This is a genomic window from Streptomyces sp. R35 (assembly GCF_041053035.1).
Taxonomy (GTDB): Bacteria; Actinomycetota; Actinomycetes; order Streptomycetales; family Streptomycetaceae; genus Streptomyces; species Streptomyces lutosisoli.
Genome location: NZ_CP163440.1, coordinates 9,181,596 through 9,200,845, shown reverse-complemented (window position 1 = coordinate 9,200,845; position 19,250 = coordinate 9,181,596). Strand labels below are relative to the sequence as shown.

Annotated in this window: 17 protein-coding genes and 1 pseudogene; 11 read left to right on the top strand and 7 right to left on the bottom strand. The window is 71.3% G+C overall.

Annotation, left to right across the window (positions count from 1 at the left end; genetic code table 11):
* Positions 1-421: 421 nt before the first annotated feature.
* The 4 genes and pseudogenes from AB5J50_RS41375 to AB5J50_RS41360 all read left to right on the top strand — a co-directional run.
* A pseudogene (locus AB5J50_RS41375) lies at positions 422-676 on the top strand (WhiB family transcriptional regulator); the annotation flags it as partial.
* Between the two features lie 302 nt (positions 677-978).
* A complete protein-coding gene (locus AB5J50_RS41370; RefSeq protein ID WP_369263756.1) occupies positions 979-1,980 on the top strand; it encodes an alpha/beta fold hydrolase in 1,002 nt (333 codons plus the stop codon).
* A gap of 14 nt (positions 1,981-1,994) precedes the next feature.
* Entirely contained in the window at positions 1,995-3,209 is a 1,215-nt protein-coding gene (gene proB / locus AB5J50_RS41365; RefSeq protein ID WP_369265656.1) for a glutamate 5-kinase, read from the top strand.
* A 235-nt stretch (positions 3,210-3,444) separates the two neighbouring features.
* The gene (locus AB5J50_RS41360) at positions 3,445-3,681 is read left to right on the top strand and encodes an FAD-dependent monooxygenase (RefSeq protein WP_369263755.1); all 237 of its coding nucleotides are present in this window, start codon (positions 3,445-3,447) and stop codon (positions 3,679-3,681) included.
* 143 nt (positions 3,682-3,824) lie between these two features.
* Here AB5J50_RS41360 and AB5J50_RS41355 read toward each other — a convergent pair whose 3' ends face one another.
* Genes AB5J50_RS41355 through ccrA form a run of 5 tightly spaced genes read right to left on the bottom strand, consistent with a single transcriptional unit; the run spans position 3,825 to position 8,827 of the window.
* Positions 3,825-3,989 (bottom strand): hypothetical protein, encoded by a 165-nt coding sequence (locus AB5J50_RS41355; RefSeq protein WP_327433144.1) that lies wholly within the window; start codon positions 3,987-3,989, stop codon positions 3,825-3,827.
* 16 nt (positions 3,990-4,005) lie between these two features.
* The gene (locus AB5J50_RS41350; RefSeq protein WP_369263754.1) at positions 4,006-5,559 is read right to left on the bottom strand and encodes a glutamate-5-semialdehyde dehydrogenase; all 1,554 of its coding nucleotides are present in this window, start codon (positions 5,557-5,559) and stop codon (positions 4,006-4,008) included.
* Complete coding sequence (locus AB5J50_RS41345) at positions 5,556-5,720, bottom strand: hypothetical protein (RefSeq protein ID WP_369263753.1); 165 nt, start codon at positions 5,718-5,720, stop codon at positions 5,556-5,558. Before AB5J50_RS41345 ends, AB5J50_RS41350 begins: the two co-directional genes overlap by 4 nt.
* Positions 5,721-5,747: 27 nt before the next feature.
* Positions 5,748-7,451, bottom strand: coding sequence for a 3-hydroxyacyl-CoA dehydrogenase family protein (locus tag AB5J50_RS41340; RefSeq protein WP_369263752.1), 1,704 nt, complete (start codon positions 7,449-7,451; stop codon positions 5,748-5,750).
* Positions 7,448-8,827, bottom strand: a complete 1,380-nt coding sequence (gene ccrA / locus AB5J50_RS41335) for a crotonyl-CoA carboxylase/reductase (RefSeq protein WP_369263751.1) — start codon at positions 8,825-8,827, stop codon at positions 7,448-7,450. Before ccrA ends, AB5J50_RS41340 begins: the two co-directional genes overlap by 4 nt.
* Positions 8,828-9,069: 242 nt before the next feature.
* Here ccrA and AB5J50_RS41330 point away from each other — a divergent pair, with 242 nt between their 5' ends.
* The 5 genes from AB5J50_RS41330 (at position 9,070) to AB5J50_RS41310 (ending at position 15,383) form a co-directional block, all read left to right on the top strand.
* Positions 9,070-10,422: a cation:proton antiporter gene (locus AB5J50_RS41330; protein ID WP_369263750.1), complete on the top strand. Its 1,353-nt coding sequence runs from the start codon at positions 9,070-9,072 to the stop codon at positions 10,420-10,422.
* 151 nt (positions 10,423-10,573) lie between these two features.
* The gene (locus AB5J50_RS41325; protein ID WP_369263749.1) at positions 10,574-11,980 is read left to right on the top strand and encodes a citrate/2-methylcitrate synthase; all 1,407 of its coding nucleotides are present in this window, start codon (positions 10,574-10,576) and stop codon (positions 11,978-11,980) included.
* Positions 11,981-12,033: 53 nt separating this feature from the next.
* Entirely contained in the window at positions 12,034-13,173 is a 1,140-nt protein-coding gene (locus AB5J50_RS41320) for an acyl-CoA dehydrogenase family protein (RefSeq protein WP_327433138.1), read from the top strand.
* The gene (locus tag AB5J50_RS41315; protein WP_369263748.1) at positions 13,170-14,645 is read left to right on the top strand and encodes an amino acid adenylation domain-containing protein; all 1,476 of its coding nucleotides are present in this window, start codon (positions 13,170-13,172) and stop codon (positions 14,643-14,645) included. The genes AB5J50_RS41320 and AB5J50_RS41315 overlap by 4 nt, the downstream gene beginning before the upstream one ends.
* Before the next feature lie 207 nt (positions 14,646-14,852).
* Positions 14,853-15,383 (top strand): flavin reductase family protein, encoded by a 531-nt coding sequence (locus tag AB5J50_RS41310; RefSeq protein WP_369263747.1) that lies wholly within the window; start codon positions 14,853-14,855, stop codon positions 15,381-15,383.
* Positions 15,384-15,674: 291 nt separating this feature from the next.
* Here the strand turns inward: AB5J50_RS41310 and AB5J50_RS41305 are convergent, their stop codons facing one another.
* Entirely contained in the window at positions 15,675-16,490 is an 816-nt protein-coding gene (locus AB5J50_RS41305; RefSeq protein ID WP_369263746.1) for a thioesterase II family protein, read from the bottom strand.
* A complete protein-coding gene (locus tag AB5J50_RS41300) occupies positions 16,478-17,338 on the bottom strand; it encodes a 4'-phosphopantetheinyl transferase superfamily protein (protein ID WP_369263745.1) in 861 nt (286 codons plus the stop codon). The genes AB5J50_RS41305 and AB5J50_RS41300 overlap by 13 nt, the downstream gene beginning before the upstream one ends.
* A gap of 183 nt (positions 17,339-17,521) precedes the next feature.
* On the opposite strand from AB5J50_RS41300, the gene AB5J50_RS41295 reads away from it, so the two are divergent.
* Together AB5J50_RS41295 and AB5J50_RS41290 are read left to right on the top strand one after the other, a co-directional pair.
* Entirely contained in the window at positions 17,522-17,791 is a 270-nt protein-coding gene (locus AB5J50_RS41295) for an acyl carrier protein (protein WP_327433133.1), read from the top strand.
* Positions 17,792-17,867: 76 nt separating this feature from the next.
* Positions 17,868-19,226: an NAD(P)/FAD-dependent oxidoreductase gene (locus AB5J50_RS41290; protein WP_327433132.1), complete on the top strand. Its 1,359-nt coding sequence runs from the start codon at positions 17,868-17,870 to the stop codon at positions 19,224-19,226.
* Positions 19,227-19,250 lie beyond the last annotated feature (24 nt).

The following is a 19,250-nucleotide window of genomic DNA, read 5'->3' as shown; positions in this document are numbered from 1 at the left end:
TGATCGTGCTCCCCCCGTTGGGAGCGCCGTACAGCCGCGGTTGAAGTACGTCGAGCTCGATGGCGCGTGACGATCAAGAGCGTGGGTCCGGGGCCTCCGCCGTACGGGCGCACTGCGGACGGTGGGGTTGACCGGGCTGGGCCCAGGGCACGTCCGTCGGCGCTTCCCGTGGCCCTTACCTGGGCCTTGCGGGTGAAGCCAACGTGACGGTACGCCAGCGGAGTTGGTGCCAGCAAGCCCCTATTTCAACAAGCGTGGAATCCACTGGACAGCCGTCGTACCTTCAACTTTCCACCACATCCAGCACCTTGGTGCACGAGCGCCGGGTCAGATATCAACAACCATTGAAATCATTGCGTGTTGAGTTTATTCTCGGTCTCTGAGAACCGTCCACGCCCACGCCGAGGAAGGGCCGACCGCCATGCACGCACCGGCGCACCACCGTGCGGACACCGACCCCTGGGTGGAGCGCGCGGCCTGCCGTGATGCCGACCCCGAGACCTTCTTTCCGCCCGCCGGAGGCACCGACGACGAACGGGAGGCGTCCGCCAAGCGGTTGTGCGCCGGGTGCCCCGTGACCGAGGAGTGCCTGCGCGAGGCATTGCTGAACGAGGAGAGCACCGGGATCTGGGGCGGTCTCAACGTCCGGGAGCGCCGGGAACTGCTCCGGGTCGCCGGAACCCTCGGCGCGATCAGCTCCGAGCTGGCGGCGTTCCTGGCGAACGGGAGCCGGCGGATCGATCCGCATCCGCGGCAGCGTCCGGCCTATGTGTGGTTCCTGCGTCGGCGCGGCTGGAGCCCCCAGCGGATCGCCGGCGCCCTGGGACTCACCTTCGGCCAGGTCCAACAGGCCTGGCGCATGGCCGAGTCGGCGTCCGCCTACGTCCGCTCCCCCGAGTCGCATGCTCCCCAGCCCCGTATCCGAAGGCCCCGTGCCCGCAGGGCGGAAGCGCTCGCCGCCGACCGTGGCCGGGTCTCATGACCGCCCTCGCCCTCGCCGAACCCCGTCGCCTGGTGCGCTCGGTGACCACCGACGACGGCGCCGAGATCGCCGTGTACACACATGGCGATCCCGACGCCCCGGTCACCGTCCTGCTGTGCCACGGGTGGACTATGTCCGCCCACAACTGGCGGCCGCACATCGACGCGCTGACCCGGCCGCGCCAGGGCTTCCCGGCGGTCCGCACGGTCAGCTACGACCAGCGGGGCCACGGCCGTTCCACCCGCGGCGCCGCCGCACTCGACATGGCGCTGCTCGGCCGCGACCTGGCCCGCGTGCTCGCCGAGGCGACCCGGGACGACGCCCCCGTGGTCGTGCTCGGTCATTCCATGGGAGGCATGGCCATCCAGCAGCTGGCCGCACGTCAACCCGTCCTGTTCGGGGGCCGGGTCGCGGGCGTGGGGCTGATCTCGACCTGTCTGAACGAGGTGGCCGAGGGGCTGACCGTCCCCGTCGACCGGCCCGGCGCGGCCGTACGACGGCTCAGCCGGGCCCGGCAGCGGGTCGCCGACGGGCTGATGCGTTCGCCCCGCTCGGCCCGGACGGTGCACCGGCTGCTCACCGGGCCGCTGTCGCACCCGAACACCGCCCCGCTGTGGCGCGCGGTGTTCGGGCCGGGACCGCACACCGACACGGTCCGCGAGGGCGCCCGCGCCTTCCGGGACATCCCCGCGATGGCCATCGCCGAGTTCTACGCCGCCCTGACCACCCACGACTGCGCGGGCCGCCTCGGTGCGCTGGCCCGGGTGCCCACCCGGATCCTGGTCGGCACCCTGGACTGTGTCACCCCGCCCGCACAGGCCCGGAGGCTGGCCGCCGAGATACCGGGGGCCGTGCTGCAGACCGTGCCGGGGCAGGGCCACGACCTGCCGTACGAACGGCCCGTCCTCGTCGTGGAGACCGTGCACGCGCTGCTGCGCGAGATGCCCCGGAGCCTGTCGTCCGGAGACCTCGCCCTGTCCGGCCCGGCAGCGCGGTGAACCGCCGCGATGGCATGGGGCCGAACGGCGAACCGCCGTTGCGCTCCGATGTTCTGACGGCCCGTCGGATCGTGGTCAAGGTCGGCTCCTCGTCCCTCACCACGGCCGCCGGAGGCCTCGACTCGGACCGGGTGGACGCCCTCGTGGACGTCCTCGCACGGACGCGGGCGACGGGCACCGAGGTCGTCCTCGTCTCCTCGGGCGCGATCGCCGCGGGGCTCGCGCCGCTGGGCCTGACCGAGCGGCCGCGGGACCTGGCCAGGCAGCAAGCGGCGGCCTGTGTGGGCCAGGGGCTCCTCGTCGCCCGCTACACCGCCTCCTTCGCCCGCTACGGACTGCGGGTCGGCCAGGTCCTGCTGACCGCGGACGACATCAGCCGTCGTACCCACTACCGCAACGCCTATCGCGCCCTCGCCCAGGTCCTCGCCATGGGCGCGGTGCCGGTGGTCAACGAGAACGACACGGTGGCCACCGCGGAGATCAGGTTCGGCGACAACGACCGGCTCGCCGCCCTGGTCGCGCATCTCGTCCGCGCCGACCTGCTGGTCCTGCTCTCGGACGTCGACGGACTCTACGACGGCGACCCGAGCAGGCCGGGATCGCAGCGGCTGCGGGAGGTCCGCGGCCGGCAGGATCTGGCGGGCGTGGAGGTCGGCAGCAGCGGCAGCTCGGGGGTCGGCACCGGCGGCATGGTGACCAAGGTGGAGGCCGCGCGCATCGCCACCGACGCCGGTATTCCCGTCGTGCTCACCGCCGCCCGCCACGCCACCGACGCGCTGGCCGGACGCGAGACCGGCACGTTCTTCCACCGCACCGGGGAGCGGGCCGCCGACCATCTGCTCTGGCTGGAGCACGCCAGCAGCCCGCGCGGCTCGGTCCGGCTCACCGCACACGCGGTCCGGACCGTCGCCCAGCGCCGCGGGCCACTGCTCGCGGCCGGGGTGACCCGGGTCGACGGGGACTTCGTCGCCGGAGATCCGGTGGAGCTGCAGGACGAGAGCGGCCGCGTGGTGGCCCGCGGGCTCGTCGGCCTCGACGCACGCGAACTGCCGAGGCTCCAGGGGCATTCCACGCGGGAGGTGGTCCACCAGGACGACCTGGTCCCCCTGGTGAGCGCCCCGCCGCCGGTGGACACGGCGCCGGTCGCGCCGACCCGCGTACGGATCCGGATCCGTACGGCGGAGGAGTACGCCCGGGCGGGCGCCGGGAGCGACTCGCCGGGCCGGTGAGCAGCCCGGCAGGGGCCTGTCCCCGACGCGCAGAACGCACACACCGGAGCGCGTGAGCACCGGAGGCAACGAGCCGTGACCGGCGAGCGGACCTCCGGAGCCCACGCCCCTGCCGCCGGCGCGCGGCCCCGCATGGGATGCGGTCGTCGGCACTGCACCATCCGGCTGCGCCCGGCGCCCTGTTCCTCCGCGCGTCCCACCCGGGTACACCGAGTCGGAGAAGGAAGTCCCCGTCATGGAAGATGTGCTGATCGTCGGTGCCGGGCCCGCGGGGCTGGTGACGGCGGCCGAGCTCGCGCTCGCGAGAGTACGGTGCCGGGTCCTGGAGCGCCGCGCCGAACGGTCCGGCTGGTCCCGCGCCTTCGGCCTGCACGCCCGCACGCTGGAGCTGCTGGACGCCCGGGGTCTTGCCGAGCCCCTGGTGGAGCCCTGGTGCGGCCCGCCGAAGACGGCGGCCACACCTCGGGCATGACCCTCAGGGGTGTTCGCCGAGGGGTGATCGCCGCCTTCCACAGCGTCTTTCGTTCTCGCGTCGGCGCCCGCCTCCGGATCGGGGGCGGGCGCCGACGCGAGAACGAAAGACCGAGCGATCCAAAGGACCGAGCGGCCCGACAACTAGTCGATGCCCCGGACGATGTGGAACTCGGCCGGGTCGTCGTCGACTCCGGCCAGTCCCGGCCAGGGGCGCGGAGCGGTCGCGGGTTTCCGTTCGCCGCGCGGCTCCTCCGCGTACAGAATCCGGCCGGACGGCTCCGTCGCGGTGATGATGCGTACGTACATGACCGGACCTCCTGATCTACGACAGCGGGGCGGCGGCTCCGCCCCGGATGTGCCCGTCGCCCACGAGGACGTACTTCGTGGTGGTCAGCGCGGTCAGCCCCATCGGGCCGCGCGCGTGCAACTTCTGTGTGGAGATGCCGAGTTCGGTGCCCAGCCCGAGTTCCCCGCCGTCGGCGAAGCGGGTGGAGGCGTTGACGGCGACGACAGCGGTGTCCAGGGCCGCGACGAACCGGCGCGCGGCGCTCTGCGAGTCGGTGACGATCGCCTCGGTGTGTCCGCTGCCGTACCGGCGGATGTGCTCGATCGCCGACTCCAGCGAGCCGACGACGGCGGCCGCGAGCTCCAGGGAGAGGTACTCCCGTCCCCAGTCCTCCTCGGTGGCGGGCACCACCGCGGGGTGGAAGGACCGCACCCGCTCGTCCCCGTGCACGGTCACTCCGTGGCCGGCCAGCGCGGACAGGGCCCGGGGCAGGAAGGCGGGCGCGACGCGCTCATGGACGAGCAGCGACTCGGCGGCGTTGCAGACGGACGGGCGCTGCGTCTTGGCGTTGAGCAGGATCGCCAACGCCTTGTCCAGGTCGGCGTGTTCGTCGACGTAGACATGGCAGTTGCCGACGCCCGTCTCGATGACGGGGACCATGGAGTCGCGCACGGTGGCCTGGATGAGGTCGTGGCCGCCGCGCGGGACGAGGACGTCCACCAGGCCGCGCAGGGACATGAGTTCGTGGACGGAGGCGTGGGTCGTGCCCGGGACCAGCTGTACGGCGTCGACCGGAACGGCGGTGTCCGCGAGGGCTTCCCGCATGACGTCGACAAGGGCCGCGTTGGTGTGCCGCGCGGTCGAAGAGCCGCGCAGAAGGGCCGCGTTGCCGCTCTTGAGGCAGAGGGCGGCGGCGTCGACGGTGACGTTCGGCCGGCCCTCGTAGATCACGCCGACGACGCCGAGGGGCACCCTGATCCGGCGTACCTCAAGGCCGTTCGGCATGACGGAGCCACTCGCGACCTCACCGACCGGGTCGGGCTCGGCCGCCAGGGCCCGCGCCGTCCCCGCGAGCGCTTCGAGCTGCTGCTCGGAGACGGTCAGGCGGTCCAGCACGGTCGCAGACCGCCCCGCCTCCCGGGCCGCCGCCACATCCTGCCGGTTCGCCGCGAGGATCCGGCCCGAACCAGCCGTCAGCCGGGCGGCGATGGCCGTCAGCGCGGCGTCCCGCTCGGCACCGGTCGTGGTGGACAGCCTGATCGCCGCGGCACGGGCGGCCAGGGCCGCGTCCCGCACGGTGGCTGTGGTCGTGGTGGCTTCGGAAGCGGCTGTCGTGGTGGGCGGGGTGGGTTCAGCAACGTCCGTCGCAGCGGTCGCGGCGCTTTCCGCGACAGCCGTTGCAGTGGTCGCTCTGAATTCAGCCGAGGCCCTCTCCACGGACACGGCGGCTTCAGTCGCGACCATCCCCGCGGACGCGCCGGCTTCAGCCGCGAGCGTCCCCGCGGACGCGGTAGCTTCAGCCCCGACCGCCTCCACGGAGGCGGCGGCCTCGGCCGTGGTCCTCGTGGTGGCTTTCGTCGTGGCCGTCACCGGTCGGCTCCGTCGTGCGGTGCGGAGTCGGTGCCGTCCGACGTGTCCCCCGGCGCCGGTCCCCCGAGGGCCCAGACCAGGTCGGCGCAGCCGGTCAGTTCCGCCAGCATGGCCCAGCCGAGGGCGTCGGCGGGGGCGGTTCGGTCGGCGTTGGTGTTCATCAGGTGCTTCCTCCTTGAGTCGGACGGTCAGCCGTAGACCCGGAACCCGGCGCCGGACTTGCGGCCCGCCCGGCCGGCAGCCACCAGGTGCCCCAGCAGGGGTGCCGGGACGCTACGGGGATGACGGTCCGCGTCGTGCAGCACGCGCTGGATGCTCAGCGAGATGTCGAGGCCGATGATGTCGAGCAGCTCGAACGGGCCGAGCGGATAGCCGCAGCCCAGCTTCATCACGTCGTCTATCTCGTCGGGGGTGGCGTAGTGACTCTCCGTCAGACGGACGGCGCCGTTGAGGTAGGGGAAGAGCAGCGCGTTGACGATGAAGCCCGGGCGGTCCATGCACTGCACCGGGTGCTTGCCGAGTCGGTGGCACAACTCCCTGGCGACGCTGATGTGTTGGGGTGCGGTTTCCAGTGAGGGGATCACCTCGACGAGCCGCATGAGCGGGGCCGGGTTGAAGAAGTGCAGCCCGATCACGTCCTCGGGGCGTCCGGAGGACAGACCGCATTCGATCACCGGCAGGCTGGAGGTGGTGGTGGCCAGCAGCGCGCCCGGCCGGCAGAGCTCGCCGAGCGTACGGAAGAGCTCCTTCTTCACGTCCAGGTCTTCCGCGATGGCCTCGATCACCAGGTCGCAGTCGGCCAGTTGGGCCAGAGCGCCGCTCGGGGTGAGCCGCTCCAGGGCGGCCTCGCGCTCCGCCTCGGCCAGCTTGCCGCGTCGTACGGCACGGGCTGTCGACGCGGCGACCGCCTCCCAGGCGGCCTTGGCGCGTTCGTCGGTGCGGCCGACCAGCACGGTGGCGACGCCGCCCTTGGCGAAGACCTCCGCGATGCCGGTGGCCATGGTGCCGGTGCCGACGATGCCGACCGTGCGGATCGGCGCTTCGTCGGGCGACCGCCGCTCAGGGGCGGGCGCGGCGCCTACGGGTTCGCGGTAGTCGTAGAAGCCGCGTCCGGACTTGCGGCCGAGGAGACCGGCGAGCGCCATGTGCCGTAGTCGGCGGGCGGGTTGGAGCGTCGGCTCGGACCAGCGCGCGGCGAGGACGTCGAGGATGTCGCAGGCGGTGTCCGTGCCGATGAGGTCGAGGAGTTCGAGGGGTCCCAGGGGCAGTCCGCAGCCGTGGCGCATCGCGGCGTCGATGTCGTCGCGCCCGGCGAGCCGCTGGTCGTACATCATGACGGCCTGGTTGAGGAAGCCGAAGAGGAGCGAGGTGGAGATCAGTCCCGCCCGGTCGCCGACGGTCACCCGGCTCAGCCCGATGCCGTCCACGAGGTCCCTCACCTGGGTGAGGGCGGACTCGTCGGTCATGACCGTACGGCCGATCTCCGCGAGGCCCGCCGTCGGCAGGGCCAGATGGAGGCCGACGAGCCGGCCCGGGCGTCCGGAGGCGGCGGCGAGGTCGGTGAGCGAGAGGGCCGCGGCGCTGCTGGCCAGGACGGTCTCGGGCGGGCAGGCCCGGTCGAGGGCGCGCAGCACGGCGACCTTGGTGTCGCGGCGTTCGGGCACTGCCTCCAACACCGTTGCCGCGGGGGCGAGTTCCTCCCAGCGGTCCACGAGCCGAATGCGTCCGCCGGCCTCGGGTGTCTCGTCGAGGAGTTGCCGCAGCCGCTCCCCCGCCCGCTGGTCGGAATCGAGTACGAGAACGGTGTGCCCGGCGGTCGCGGCCCTGCGGGCGAGCGCTCCGCCGATGGTCCCGAGGCCGACGACGCCCACCGTGCCGTGCCGCGCGCTCATGCGGCGACCTCGCTCAGGACGGGCGCCACGGCCTGGGGCGGCGGGGTGCGGAAGCGGTTGATGGCGCTCTCGTGGAGCGCGCGGAACTCGGGGGCCGTGATGCCCAGTCCCTCCGCGGGCGCGAGGCAGCGCACTCCGACCTTGCCGTGGTGTTCGTTGCGGTGGATGGACTGGACGGCCTGGGGCACGTCGTCGAGGGCGTACGTCCGCGACAGTGTCGGGTGGATACGGCCCTTGGCGACAAGACGGTTGGCCTCCCACGCCTCGCGGTAGTTGGCGCAGTGGGAGCCGACGATCCGCTTGAGGCTCATCCAGAGGTAGCGGTTGTCGTACTCGTGGGTGTAGCCGGCGGTGGAGGCACAGGTCACGATGGTGCCGCCCTTGCGGGTGACGTACACGGACGCGCCGAAGGTCTCCCGGCCCGGGTGCTCGAAGACGATGTCGACGTCCTCGCCGCCGGTCAACTCCCTGATGCGGGCGCCCAATCGGCGCCACTCCTTGGGGTCCTGGGTGTGCGGGTCCCGCCAGAAGCGGTAGCCCTCCTCCTTGCGGTCGATGATCAGCTCGGCGCCCAACTGGCGGGCCAGGGCGGCCTTTTCGGGCGAGGAGACCACGCAGATGGGGTTCGCTCCGCCGGCGAGGGCGAGCTGGGTGGCGTACGAGCCGAGTCCGCCGACGGCACCCCAGACGAGGACGTTGTCGCCCTGCTTCATGCCCGCGCCGTTCTGCGTGACGAGCTGGCGGTACGCGGTGGAGTTGACCAGTCCGGGCGAGGCGGCCTCCTCCCAGCTGAGGTGTGCGGCCTTCGGCAGCAGCTGGGTCGCCTTGACCAGGGCGAGTTCGGCGAGTCCGCCGTAGTTGGTCTCGTATCCCCAGATGCGCTGGTCGGGGTCGAGCATCGGGTCGCCGTGACCCTCGGCGTGTTCCAGCTCGACGGAGACGCAGTGCGCGACCACCCGGTCACCGACGCCCCAACGCCGTACGCCGGGCCCGCACTTGAGGACCACGCCGGCCAGGTCGGAGCCGATGACGTGGTACGGCTGGTCGTGCCGGGCGGCGAGGCCGCCGAGGCGTGCGTAGCGCTCCAGGAGGGCGAAGGTGGGCACCGGCGCGAAGAGGGCGCTCCAGACGGTGTTGTAGTTCACGGCGCTGGCCATGACCGCCACCAGCACTTCGCCGGGGCCCGGGGTGGGGGTCGGCACGTTCTGAAGGTGGATGGAGTCGGCGGGGCGCCGGTCGCGCAGCTCGACTCCTTCGAACATCCCCGCCTCCTCCTTGTGGAGGACGGCCGCCCGGAAGGACTCGGGGACTCCCAGGGCCGCCACATCGGCCGGCACCGAGTCCGGGGACTCGATCACCTCCACCAGTTCGCGCATGGTCAGGCACCACCTTCCGCGGTTCACGCTCGACAAGAAAACTCAACTATCAATGAACTCAACATGCGTTGAACTCAACAAGTAGGGAGTTTCGCACGAAGGTGTGACCCCGACAAGCCCCGACAGGCCCCGACGCCCCTTGTGCGCGCACCACGGCACATGCAAAACTCATCATCAGTTGAGTTCAACGCCTAGTGAATTAAGTTCAATATCTGACCAGTTTCGATGCCGGAGGAGATGCCGTGACGCATCCGCACACCGCCGAAGCACTGCAGGCCACCGCCATCGCCGGTATCGCCGGCATTCTGATCGCGGGTACGGTTCTCGCCCATCTCGCGCGACGCGTACGCCAGCCCGCCGTCATCGGTGAGATCACCGCGGGCATCCTGCTGGGCCCCAGCCTGCTGGGACTGCTCCCAGGGAACCCGACGCAGCGTCTGTTTCCCGACGAGGTACGCCCGTTACTCTCGATGGTCGCCCAACTCGGCCTGCTGCTCTTCATGTTCACCGTGGGCTGGGAGCTCGACTGGACGACCATGAAGCGCCGGAAGAGCTCGGTCGCCGGAGTGACCGCGGGCAGCATCCTCGCCCCGATGATCCTCGGCTTCGGGGTCGCCGCGCTGATCTACCACAGCCACTCGCACGTCAACGGCGAGAAGGTGCCGTTCAGTTCGTTCGCCCTGTACCTGGGTGTCAGCATGTCGATCACCGCGTTCCCGGTGCTCGCCCGCATCCTCAAGGACAACAACCTCGGCCGTACGAAGATCGGCGCGCTCGCGCTGACCTGCGCGGCCTTCGGCGACGTACTGGCCTGGTGCCTGCTCGCCGGAGTCGTCGCGATCGTGACCGCGTCCGGCCCCTCCGGCTTCACCGACACCCTCTGGATGTCCGCCGGTTACGGCGCCGCGATGATCGTCGTGGTCCGCCCGCTGCTGGCCCGCGGGGTCGCCTGGATATCCAAGCGCGGCACGGGCGTCTATCTGGCGACGCTGGTCACGGCGGGCCTGCTGCTCTCCGCGTACACCACGTCGAAGATCGGCATCCACCCCATCTTCGGCGCCTTCGCCTTCGGCCTGGTGATGCCCCGCAAGCCGGAGGCCCTGCTGGAGGAGAAGATGCTGCGCCCGCTCCAGCACGCAGGTGAACTGATGCTGCCCGTCTACTTCATCGTCACCGGGCTCTCGGTCGACGTCGCCGCCATGTCGCTCACCGCCTGGGGCGAGCTGGGCCTGATCCTCTCCGCCGCCATCCTCGGCAAGCTGCTCGGCGCCGGACTGCCGGCCAAGTCCTTCGGCCTCGGCTGGCGGGAGTCGACGGGCGTCGGTGTCCTGATGAACACCCGGGGCCTGACCGAGCTGATCATCCTCGGAGTGGGGCTCAACCTGGGGGTGCTCGACCACACCCTCTTCACCGAGATGGTCCTCATGGCGCTGATCACCACGGCCATGACCGGCCCGCTCCTCCCGTTCCTTTTCCCTCGCTCCCGGATGGATCTGATCGCCACACCCGCTACGCCCTCAACGCCGGCCTCGGCCTCCTCGGTGGTCCGGATGCCTGAGCCGGCCGGCGAGCAGGCCTCGGACCTGGCCGGATAGCCGGGTCCGGCAGCACGCGCGGCCTGCCTCGGGGCCGGCCCGGCTCCACGCAGGGCTCCGGCCGCGCACCCCGTCCGCGCCGCGACACCTCACCCCCCTCGTCGCTCGGCACCCACAGGAGAAGCGACGCTCAGACAAGGAGAAGGCCCAGGTGCACCCCGTCATCAGCACTCTTTCCCGCGTCTTCGACATGCCGTCGGAGTTCATCGGCGACGAGATGCAGCTTCGCGCCGTGGCCAGCTGGGACAACCTCACCGCCGTGGAACTCCAGGTCCATCTGGAGCACGAGTTGGGCACCACCCTCGACGACCACCTCATCGAACACATCGAGTCGGTGGGGCAGTTGCGTGCCTTCTATGACGAACGGCTCGCCGAACTCTCCCCGTTCAAGGTCCCCCCGGATGCCTCGTCCATTGCCCCCGCGCTGCCGGGCCCGGTGCCGGCGGGAATCGAGCAGGAGCTGACCGACATCTCCCAGGTGGTCGTCGGCGAGACGGGGATCTCCGAGGTGGACCCGGTCCACGGCCGGCTGGCCTACCGGGGTTATCCCATCGAGGAATTGATCGGCCGGGTGACCTTCGAGGAGGTCGTCCATCTGCTGATCCGCGGCTGGCTGCCGGACGCCGAGGAGCTCAGCGCCTTCAAAGCCCGGCTCGCCGCGGCCCGTGAACTGCCTCCCATGGTCGCGACGAACCTCGTGCTCAACGCCAACTCCAGTACGTCGTCCGTGCTGCGCACCGCGGTCCCCGCACTCGGCGTCGCCGCGGAGGCGAACGCCGACCCGGCGGCCCACATCGACCTGCGGGAACGCCTGATCGCGCGGATCCCGACGATCTTCGCCACCCAGCAGGCGGCCCGCGCCGGACGGCGGCTGCCGAGCCCCGCGCCCGAGCTGTCGCACGCCGAGAACATCCTCTACATGCTGGGCCTGCCCCGCGATCCGGAGCGGGTGCGGCTGGTCGACCTCTGCCTGGTCCTCCAGGCCGAACACGGCTGCAACGCCTCGGCCTTCGCGGCCCGGGTCGCGGCCGGCACCGGCGCCGACACCTTCGCCACCATCACCGTCGCGCTCGCCACCTTCACCGGACCGCTGCACGGCGGCGCCGCCCACCAGGTGATCGACGTGGCACGGGAGGACGGCGACCCGGACACCACCGCCGCCTATCTGCGCGGGCGGGCCGACCAGGCCTCCGCCACCCGCGCCAGGCCCGGCTCGCACGCCGAGGAGGACCCCCGGGTCAGGCCGCTGCGCGAAGCGGCCCGCCGGTTCAACGCGGGCCCCGGCAGCGATCGCATCCTCCAGGTCCTGGACGCCGTACGCGCCGCCGCCCATCCGTCGAAGGGGCCCCGCCCCTATCTGACCGTGGACTGCTACGCCGCCGCGATCTACCACCTGCTCGGCATGCCCTCCGACCTGTTCGTCCCGATGTTCGCGGCGGCCCGGGTCCCCGGCTGGCTCGCCCACGTCGAGGAGCAGCGGGCCCAGCAGGGGCGCATCCACCCCAGGCTGCGTTACGTGGGCCCGCGCAACCTGCGCCACGTCCCCGAGACCGACTGACCAGCGATCCGATGAGGGAGGGCGCCCCCTTCCCCCGTACCCCAGGAGCAGATGTGGAGTTCGGCTGGAACGAGGGCCAACAGGCCCGCTACGACGAGGTATTGGACGCGACGCGGGACGCGTTCCCCGCGGCGCCCGGCGCGGGCCACGGCTTCTACACCCGCAAGGACTGGCTGCGGCTCGCCGAGATCGGCATGCTCGGCTCCTGCCTGCCCAAGGAGTACGGCGGGCAGGGGCTCGGCGCGCTGGACACCGCGCGTGTCGTGGAGGCCGTGGGCCGTGGCTGCGCCGACACCGGTCTGGTGTTCGGCGCGGCGGCGCACACCTTCGCCTGCGCCGTACCCCTCGCACGGTTCGGCGGCGATGCCCTGCGCCGGCGGCTGCTGCCCGAGCTGGCGGCGGGCCGGCTGATCGCGGGCAACGCGATGACGGAGCCGGAGGCCGGCTCGGACTCCTCGCGGCTCGGCATGACCGCGACGCCCACCGACGGCGGGTTCGTGCTCAACGGCACGAAGAGCTTCGTCTCCAACGGACCGGCCGCCGATGTGTATGTGACGTACGCGACCGTCAATCCCAAGATGGGCTTCCTCGGGGTCACGGGTCTGGTCGTCGACCGGGACACGCCCGGCGTCGTCGTGGGCAAGCCCTACGAGAAGATGGGCCTGCACTCCTGCCCGGCCGGCCCGGTCACCTTCGAGGACTGTTTCGTGCCCGAGGAGCAGGTGCTCGGCGGCGTCGGCGCGGGCGCGGCGATCTTCCAGCACTCCATGGGCTGGGAGCGCGCCTGCCTCTTCGCCCTCTACCTCGGTCTGCTCGACCGGCTCCTGGAACAGTGCGTGGCGCACGCCCGGGAGCGCCGTCAGTTCGGGCGCAGGATCGGCGAGTTCCAGTCGGTGGCGAACCGCATCGCCGACATGAAGCTGCGCCTGGAAAGCGCCCGGCTGCTCCTCTACCGCGCCTGCTGGTCGATGGACCAGGGCGATGCGTCCGTGCTGGAGATCGCCCTGTCGAAGCTGGCCGTGTCCGAGGGCGTGCTGGCGTCCGCCGCCGACGCGGTCCGGGTCTTCGGGGGCCGCGGCTATCTGCGTGAGGACGGCATCGAGGCCGCGCTGCGCGACGCCGTGCCCAGCACGATCTTCTCGGGAACCTCGGACATCCAGCGTCAGTTGATAGTGAAGGAGATAGGCCTGTGAGGCTCCACCAGCTCGTCATCGACTCCGCCCGGCGCGCCCCGGACGCCCCGGCCGTGCGCTCGTCCCAGGGGGTGTTCAGCTACCGGGAGCTGGACGACCTCGCCGACCGGTACGCGGCGGCGCTGCACCGCCGCGGCGTGCGCCCCGGCGACCGGGTCGTGCTGTGGACCCACAAGACCCTCGACGCCATCGCCCTCATGCAGGGCGCGCTGCGCGTCGGCGCGATCTACGCACCGGTCAGCGCCAACAACCCGGCCGCCCGGGTCCGGCGGATCGCCGCGAGTTGCACGCCCGCCCTCGTCGTGGCCGATTCCGACGGCATCCGCCGCGCCACGGCCGCCGGCTGGGACGACTCCCTGCCGCTCGTCTCCTTCGACGAGGTGCGCGAGGAGGCCCCGGCGGCCGACGCCCCGGCGCCGTACGAGAACGAGCCCGACGAGCCGGCGTACATCCTCTACACCTCCGGCTCCACCGGCGAGCCCAAGGGCGTCTGCATCAGCCACAGGAACGCCCTCTCCTTCATCCGCTGGGCCGCCGACGAGGTGGGCGTCACCGCCGACGACCGGCTCTCCAACCATGCGCCGTTCAACTTCGACCTCTCCGTCTTCGACCTGTACGCCACCTTCCTGGCCGGCGCCTCGGTCGTCCTGGTCCCCGAGGGCCTGGCCTACGACCCCGCCCAGCTGGGCGCGCTGCTGCGCCGCGAGCGGATCTCCGTCTGGTACTCGGTGCCGTCCGCGCTGGTCCTGATGATGCAGCGCGGCGAGCTGCTCAGCGACGAGCCGCCGGCCGATCTGCGGGTGTGCGTCTTCGCCGGGGAGCCGTTCCCCATCCAGCAGGTCCACGAGCTGCGCAAGGCGTGGCCGGATGTGCGGATGCTCAACTGGTACGGGCCGACCGAGACCAATGTGTGCACCAGTTACGAGGTCACCGACCGCGATCTGGGCAGCACCCGTCCGCTGCCGATCGGCACCGCCGTCAGCGGCGACCGCATCCGGATACACCCGCCGCGCGAGCGTGAGGGCGAGATCGTGGTCAGCGGTCCGACGGTGATGCTCGGCTACTGGGGTCAGGAGCCGCACAAGGGCGCCTACTACACCGGTGACATCGGCCGGATGGGGCCCGACGGGATGCTGGAGTACGTGGGCCGGCGCGACCACATGGTCAAGGTGCGCGGGCATCGCATCGAGCTCGGCGACATCGAGACGGTGGTCTCCGCCCATCCCAAGGTGGCCTCCGCGTCGTGTGTCGTGGTGGGCGACGGTCTGGACGCGAAGATCCACGCCGTGGTGGTGCCGGAGGGCCCGGAGGCTCCCGGGCTGCTCGAACTCAAGCGCGAGTGTGCCGACCGGCTGCCCCTCTACATGGTGGTCGACGTGGTCCATGTCGTCCCCGAACTGCCCCTGACCGGCAACGGCAAGACGGACCGGCAGGCCCTGCTGAAGCAGATCACCGCCCTCGACGCGCGGTGAGCCATGATGCCCGGCCCACGGCCCACGGCCCGTCCGATGCCTGACATACGGCGATTCCCGGCGCCCGGCACACCGCGATTCCCTGTGCCGGGCGGACGGCGCTTCCCGATGCCCGGCGTACGGCGCTTCCCGATGACAGTCACCCGGTGAACCCCGATGACCTCCGCGGCCCTGACCCGCCTCGGCCTCAGAGACGAGGACCTGCCCATGCCTGAACGACTCAGCACCTCCGAGACCCTGCTGGACCAGGTGGACCTGCACACCTTCCGTTCGGTGATGGGTTCCCTGCCGACCGGGGTGAGCGTCGTCACCAGCCTCACGGCCGACGGCGAACCGCGTGGCCTCACCTGTAGCGCGGTGTGCAGCGTGTCGGCCTCGCCGCCGCTGCTGCTGGTCTGTGTCAAGCAGCCCAGCGCGACACTCGAAGCCATCCACCAGAGCTCGGTCTTCGCGGTGAACTTCCTCTCCGCCGGCATGGCCGAGACGGCCCGCACCTTCGCGTCGCCGGTGCCCGAGCGCTTCGCGGGCGTGCCCTGGACCCCGGGCAAGCGCACCTCCGCACCGCTGCTCGACAACACCGTGGCGTTCGCGGAGTGCATCCTGACGAGCAGTCATCTGGCGGGCGACCACCAGGTGCTGATCGGCCGTCTGGTGCACGGCGACATCTCCACCGGTCTTACGCCGCTGGCCTATTGGCGGGCCCAGTTCTCCGAGGTACGGGCGCACCCCGCCGCCTGACCCGGCCCCTTCCGCCTCCGGCCCTCCCCCCGTCCAGCAGGGGCGAGGGCCGGCGGCGTGGTGCGAACGCCTGCCGAAGGGCCGCGACGGGGTACGAGGGGGCCTGAGACGGCGGGTGGGAAGCCGGGGCACGCTTCCCACCCGGCCGGACTCAGGGTACGGATGTGGTGCCGAAGCGATACGGAGAGTGCGGCAGGCACCAGGCAAGCAGGCACCGGGGCGCGCGGGAATTCCCGCCCCCGGGCTCCGGGCCACCTGACGAGAAGACGGGTGCGGGCCGCAGCTCCGAGCTCAGGCCGTCGTCCCCGGTTCGGGCAACGCCCGCAGCACCCCCGCCACATACGCGTGGAACGCCGGGTCGTCGAGCAGGAAGTGGTTGCCCGGCAGCCACTCGATGGCGACGTCGCCGGCGCCGTGGTTCTCCCAGTCCCGCAGGCCCGGATCGTCCACCATCGGGTCGTCCACGCCGGCGCACACCCACAGCGGGCACGCCAGTGGCGGTCCGGGCAGTGGGGTGTACGTCTCCGAGATGGTGAAGTCGGCGCGCAGCACGGGGGTGAACAGCTTGACCAGTTCAGGGTGTTCGAAGAGCTGCGGCGGGGTGCCGCCGAGCCGGCGCACAGAGTCCAGGAACGCCGGTGCCGACAGGGTGTGCAGGTCGGGCAGGGTGCGCCGGGCTGTGGGGCCGTTGCGTCCCACCACGACGACACCGGCCGGAGGGCGGCCCAGGGCGCTCCAGTAGCGGCCCATCTCGTAGGCGAACGCCGCGCCCATGCTGTGCCCGAGCAGCACGTACTGCCCCGTGGTGTGCGGGGCGGAGCCGCGGATCAGGTCCTCCATGACGGCGCCGAAGTCCTCCCGGAGCGGCTCGGCCATCCTGCTGCCGTGCCCCGGCAGCTCCAGCAGCGTCATCCTCGCGGCCCTCGGCAGCGCGGCCTCCAGGCCGGCGAAGGCCCGAGCGGCACCGCCCGCGTGCGGCAGGCACAGCAGCGTGGGGCGGATCTGGCGGGCGCTGGCGGGCGCGGACGTGGTGGCGGCCCGTCCCGGCGTGGCGGTGCCCTGTCCCGGCGTGGTGGTGCCCGGTCCGGGGGTGCTCAACTGCTGCATGGCGGGATCTCCCTGGTGAAGTGAGTGCGAAGGCTTCCGGTGGGGGTCGTGGGTGTCGCGGGACTCGAAGGGAGCGGTGGCGGTTCGGGCCGCTCACCGGGTTCGAGCGGGTACACGCGTACGACGCCGCCGCCCCCGGCGACCGCCACTGCGGCCCTGAACTCGGTTCCTACGTCGATGAGTTGGAGGCTCCATGTCCGTGCGGCCGAGCCGGGGGCCGACTGCACCCGTACCGGACCCGCCCGTCGCGCGCCGGGCGTGACCCGCACCGCGGTCAGGTCCCCCGCCAGGCCGCTGCCGAGGGCCTTGAGGACCGCTTCTTTGCACGCCCAGTGGGTGAACAGGCCGCTGTTCAGGGGGCCTTCGCGGTCCACGGGCCACTGTGCCGCCTCGTGGTCGGAGAGCACCTGGCGGCGCAGGCCCGCCGGATCCCGGAGCGGTCTGATCCGTTCGACGTCGACGCCGGTGGGCCCGTCACGGCTCACCGCCACCAGGGACATCCCTTCCGTATGCGCCAGGCTGACCCGCAGACCCGGGTCCCCGGACACATAGGGCTTGCCCAACTTGCCTGCCGCGAAGGTGACTTGGGACGGGGTCAGTCCGGCGTACGCGGCCGTCACGGTGCGCAGCGCGGCATGCGCCGAGGCGTACAGCGTGCGCTGCGAGGGCACCATGTGCCGCCACCGCCGCAGCTCGTCCGGCGAGAGCAGGTCCAGGCAGCGCCACAGTGCCGTTTCCTGCCCGGGGCCGGGCTCCCGTACCGACCAGACGTGCACTTCTCCGGCCGGCGGTCCGGGCCGACGCACGGTCACCGGTCGGGCCGCCACTTGGGTCATGGCTTGGGTCATCGCTTCTCCAACCACTCGGTCATCACTGCCCGTTGACCTCTTGACGATGAACTCAACACTAGTAGAGTTCATCAGGAAATGACATCATCAGGTGTTGAAATCAACGGGCGTTGAACTCCGTTGGACACCCGTTGGATCCCGGCGGGACCGCCCGCCCCTCAACGCATCTCCAGGAGGTACGGCGTGGCCAGTGACCGCGACGAACTGATCGCCCAGCTCACCGAGTTCGTCCAGGACCGGCTTCTGGCGGAGCCCGACTCGCAGGGCATCGCCCCGGACACCCCGTTGCTCGAGTGGGGGATCCTCACCTCGATCAACACCGCTCAGCTGCTCACCTTCATCCGGGACGAGCTGGGAACCAACATCCCGCCGACCGAGCTGACCGGCACCAACTTCCAGAACCTGGACAGCATCACCGACCTGCTGCTGTCCCTGCGTACGCCCGCTCACTGACCAGGGCCTGCCCGCCGGACAGGTCCCAGCGGCCACGGCACGGCGTCACCCACCCGAATTCGCGACAGGAGATCACGTGTCCGAGACATCGGCGAACTACGACTACGACATCGGCATCATCGGCGGCGGTCCGGCCGGCTCCACCGCCGCCTCCTATCTCGCCAAGGAGGGGTTGTCCGTAGTGGTCTTCGAATCGGAGACCTTTCCGCGCGAGCACGTCGGCGAGTCGCTGGTCCCGGCCACGACGCCGGTGCTCATCGACACCGGGGCGATGGAGAAGGTCGAGGCCGCGGGCTTCCCCAAGAAGTACGGCGCCGCCTGGACCTCCGCGGAGGACCGGAACATCGACCACCTGGGCTTCCAGGGCCTGGACCACGACTTCCGCGCCGCCGAGGTCCTCTTCAGCGAGCGCGACCAGGCCGGCGTCGACCGCGACCACACCTTCCACGTCGACCGCGGCAAGTTCGACCAGATCCTGCTCCAGCACGCGGAGAGCCTGGGCGCGAAGGTCTACCACGGCGTACGCGTCAACCGCGTCGACTTCACCGACCGGGACCGCCCGGTCATCCAGGCGAAGGTCGGCAACCAGTCCGTCGGCGTCCCCGTCCGCATGGTCGTCGACGCCAGCGGCCGCCGCACCATGATGGGCAGCCAGCTCAAGGTCAAGGAGCCGGACCCGGTCTTCAACCAGTACGCGGTGCACACCTGGTTCGACGACTTCGACCGCAAGGCGCTCGCGGTCAACAAGGACCAGGCGGACTACATCTTCATCCACTTCCTCCCGCTGGAGGACACCTGGGTCTGGCAGATCCCGATCACGGACACCATCACGTCCATAGGTGTCGTGACCCAGAAGGCCCGCTTCAAGGAGGCCAAGAACGACCTGGAGACCTTCTTCTGGGACACCATCGGCAGCCGCCCGGCCCTCCAGGACGCGCTGAAGAACGCCAAGCGGGTCAAGGAGTTCAAGGCCGAGGGCGACTACAGCTACTCACTGAGCAAGGTCGCCGACGACTCGCTCGTGATGATCGGTGACGCGGCCCGGTTCGTGGACCCGATCTTCTCCAGCGGTGTCAGCGTCGCGCTCAACAGCGCCCGTCTGGCCGCCGCCGACATCATCGCGGCGCACAAGGCCGGGGACTTTCGCAAGGAGCGGTTCGACGGGTACGTCAACACGCTCCGTGGCGCGGTCAACAACTGGTACGAGTTCATCTCGATCTACTACCGCCTCAACATCCTCTTCACGGCGTTCGTCCAGGACCCGCGCTACCGCCTGGACGTCCTCAAGATGCTCCAGGGCGATGTGTACGACGGGGAGCCCAAGGCCCTCGCCGCGATGCGGGAGATCGTCGAGGCGGTCGAGGCCGACCCGAACCACCTCTGGCACAAGTACCTGGGGACGCTCAAGGCCCCCTCCGCGGCAGCCAAGTTCTGACGCCGCGGCACCGCGGCAGCCGAT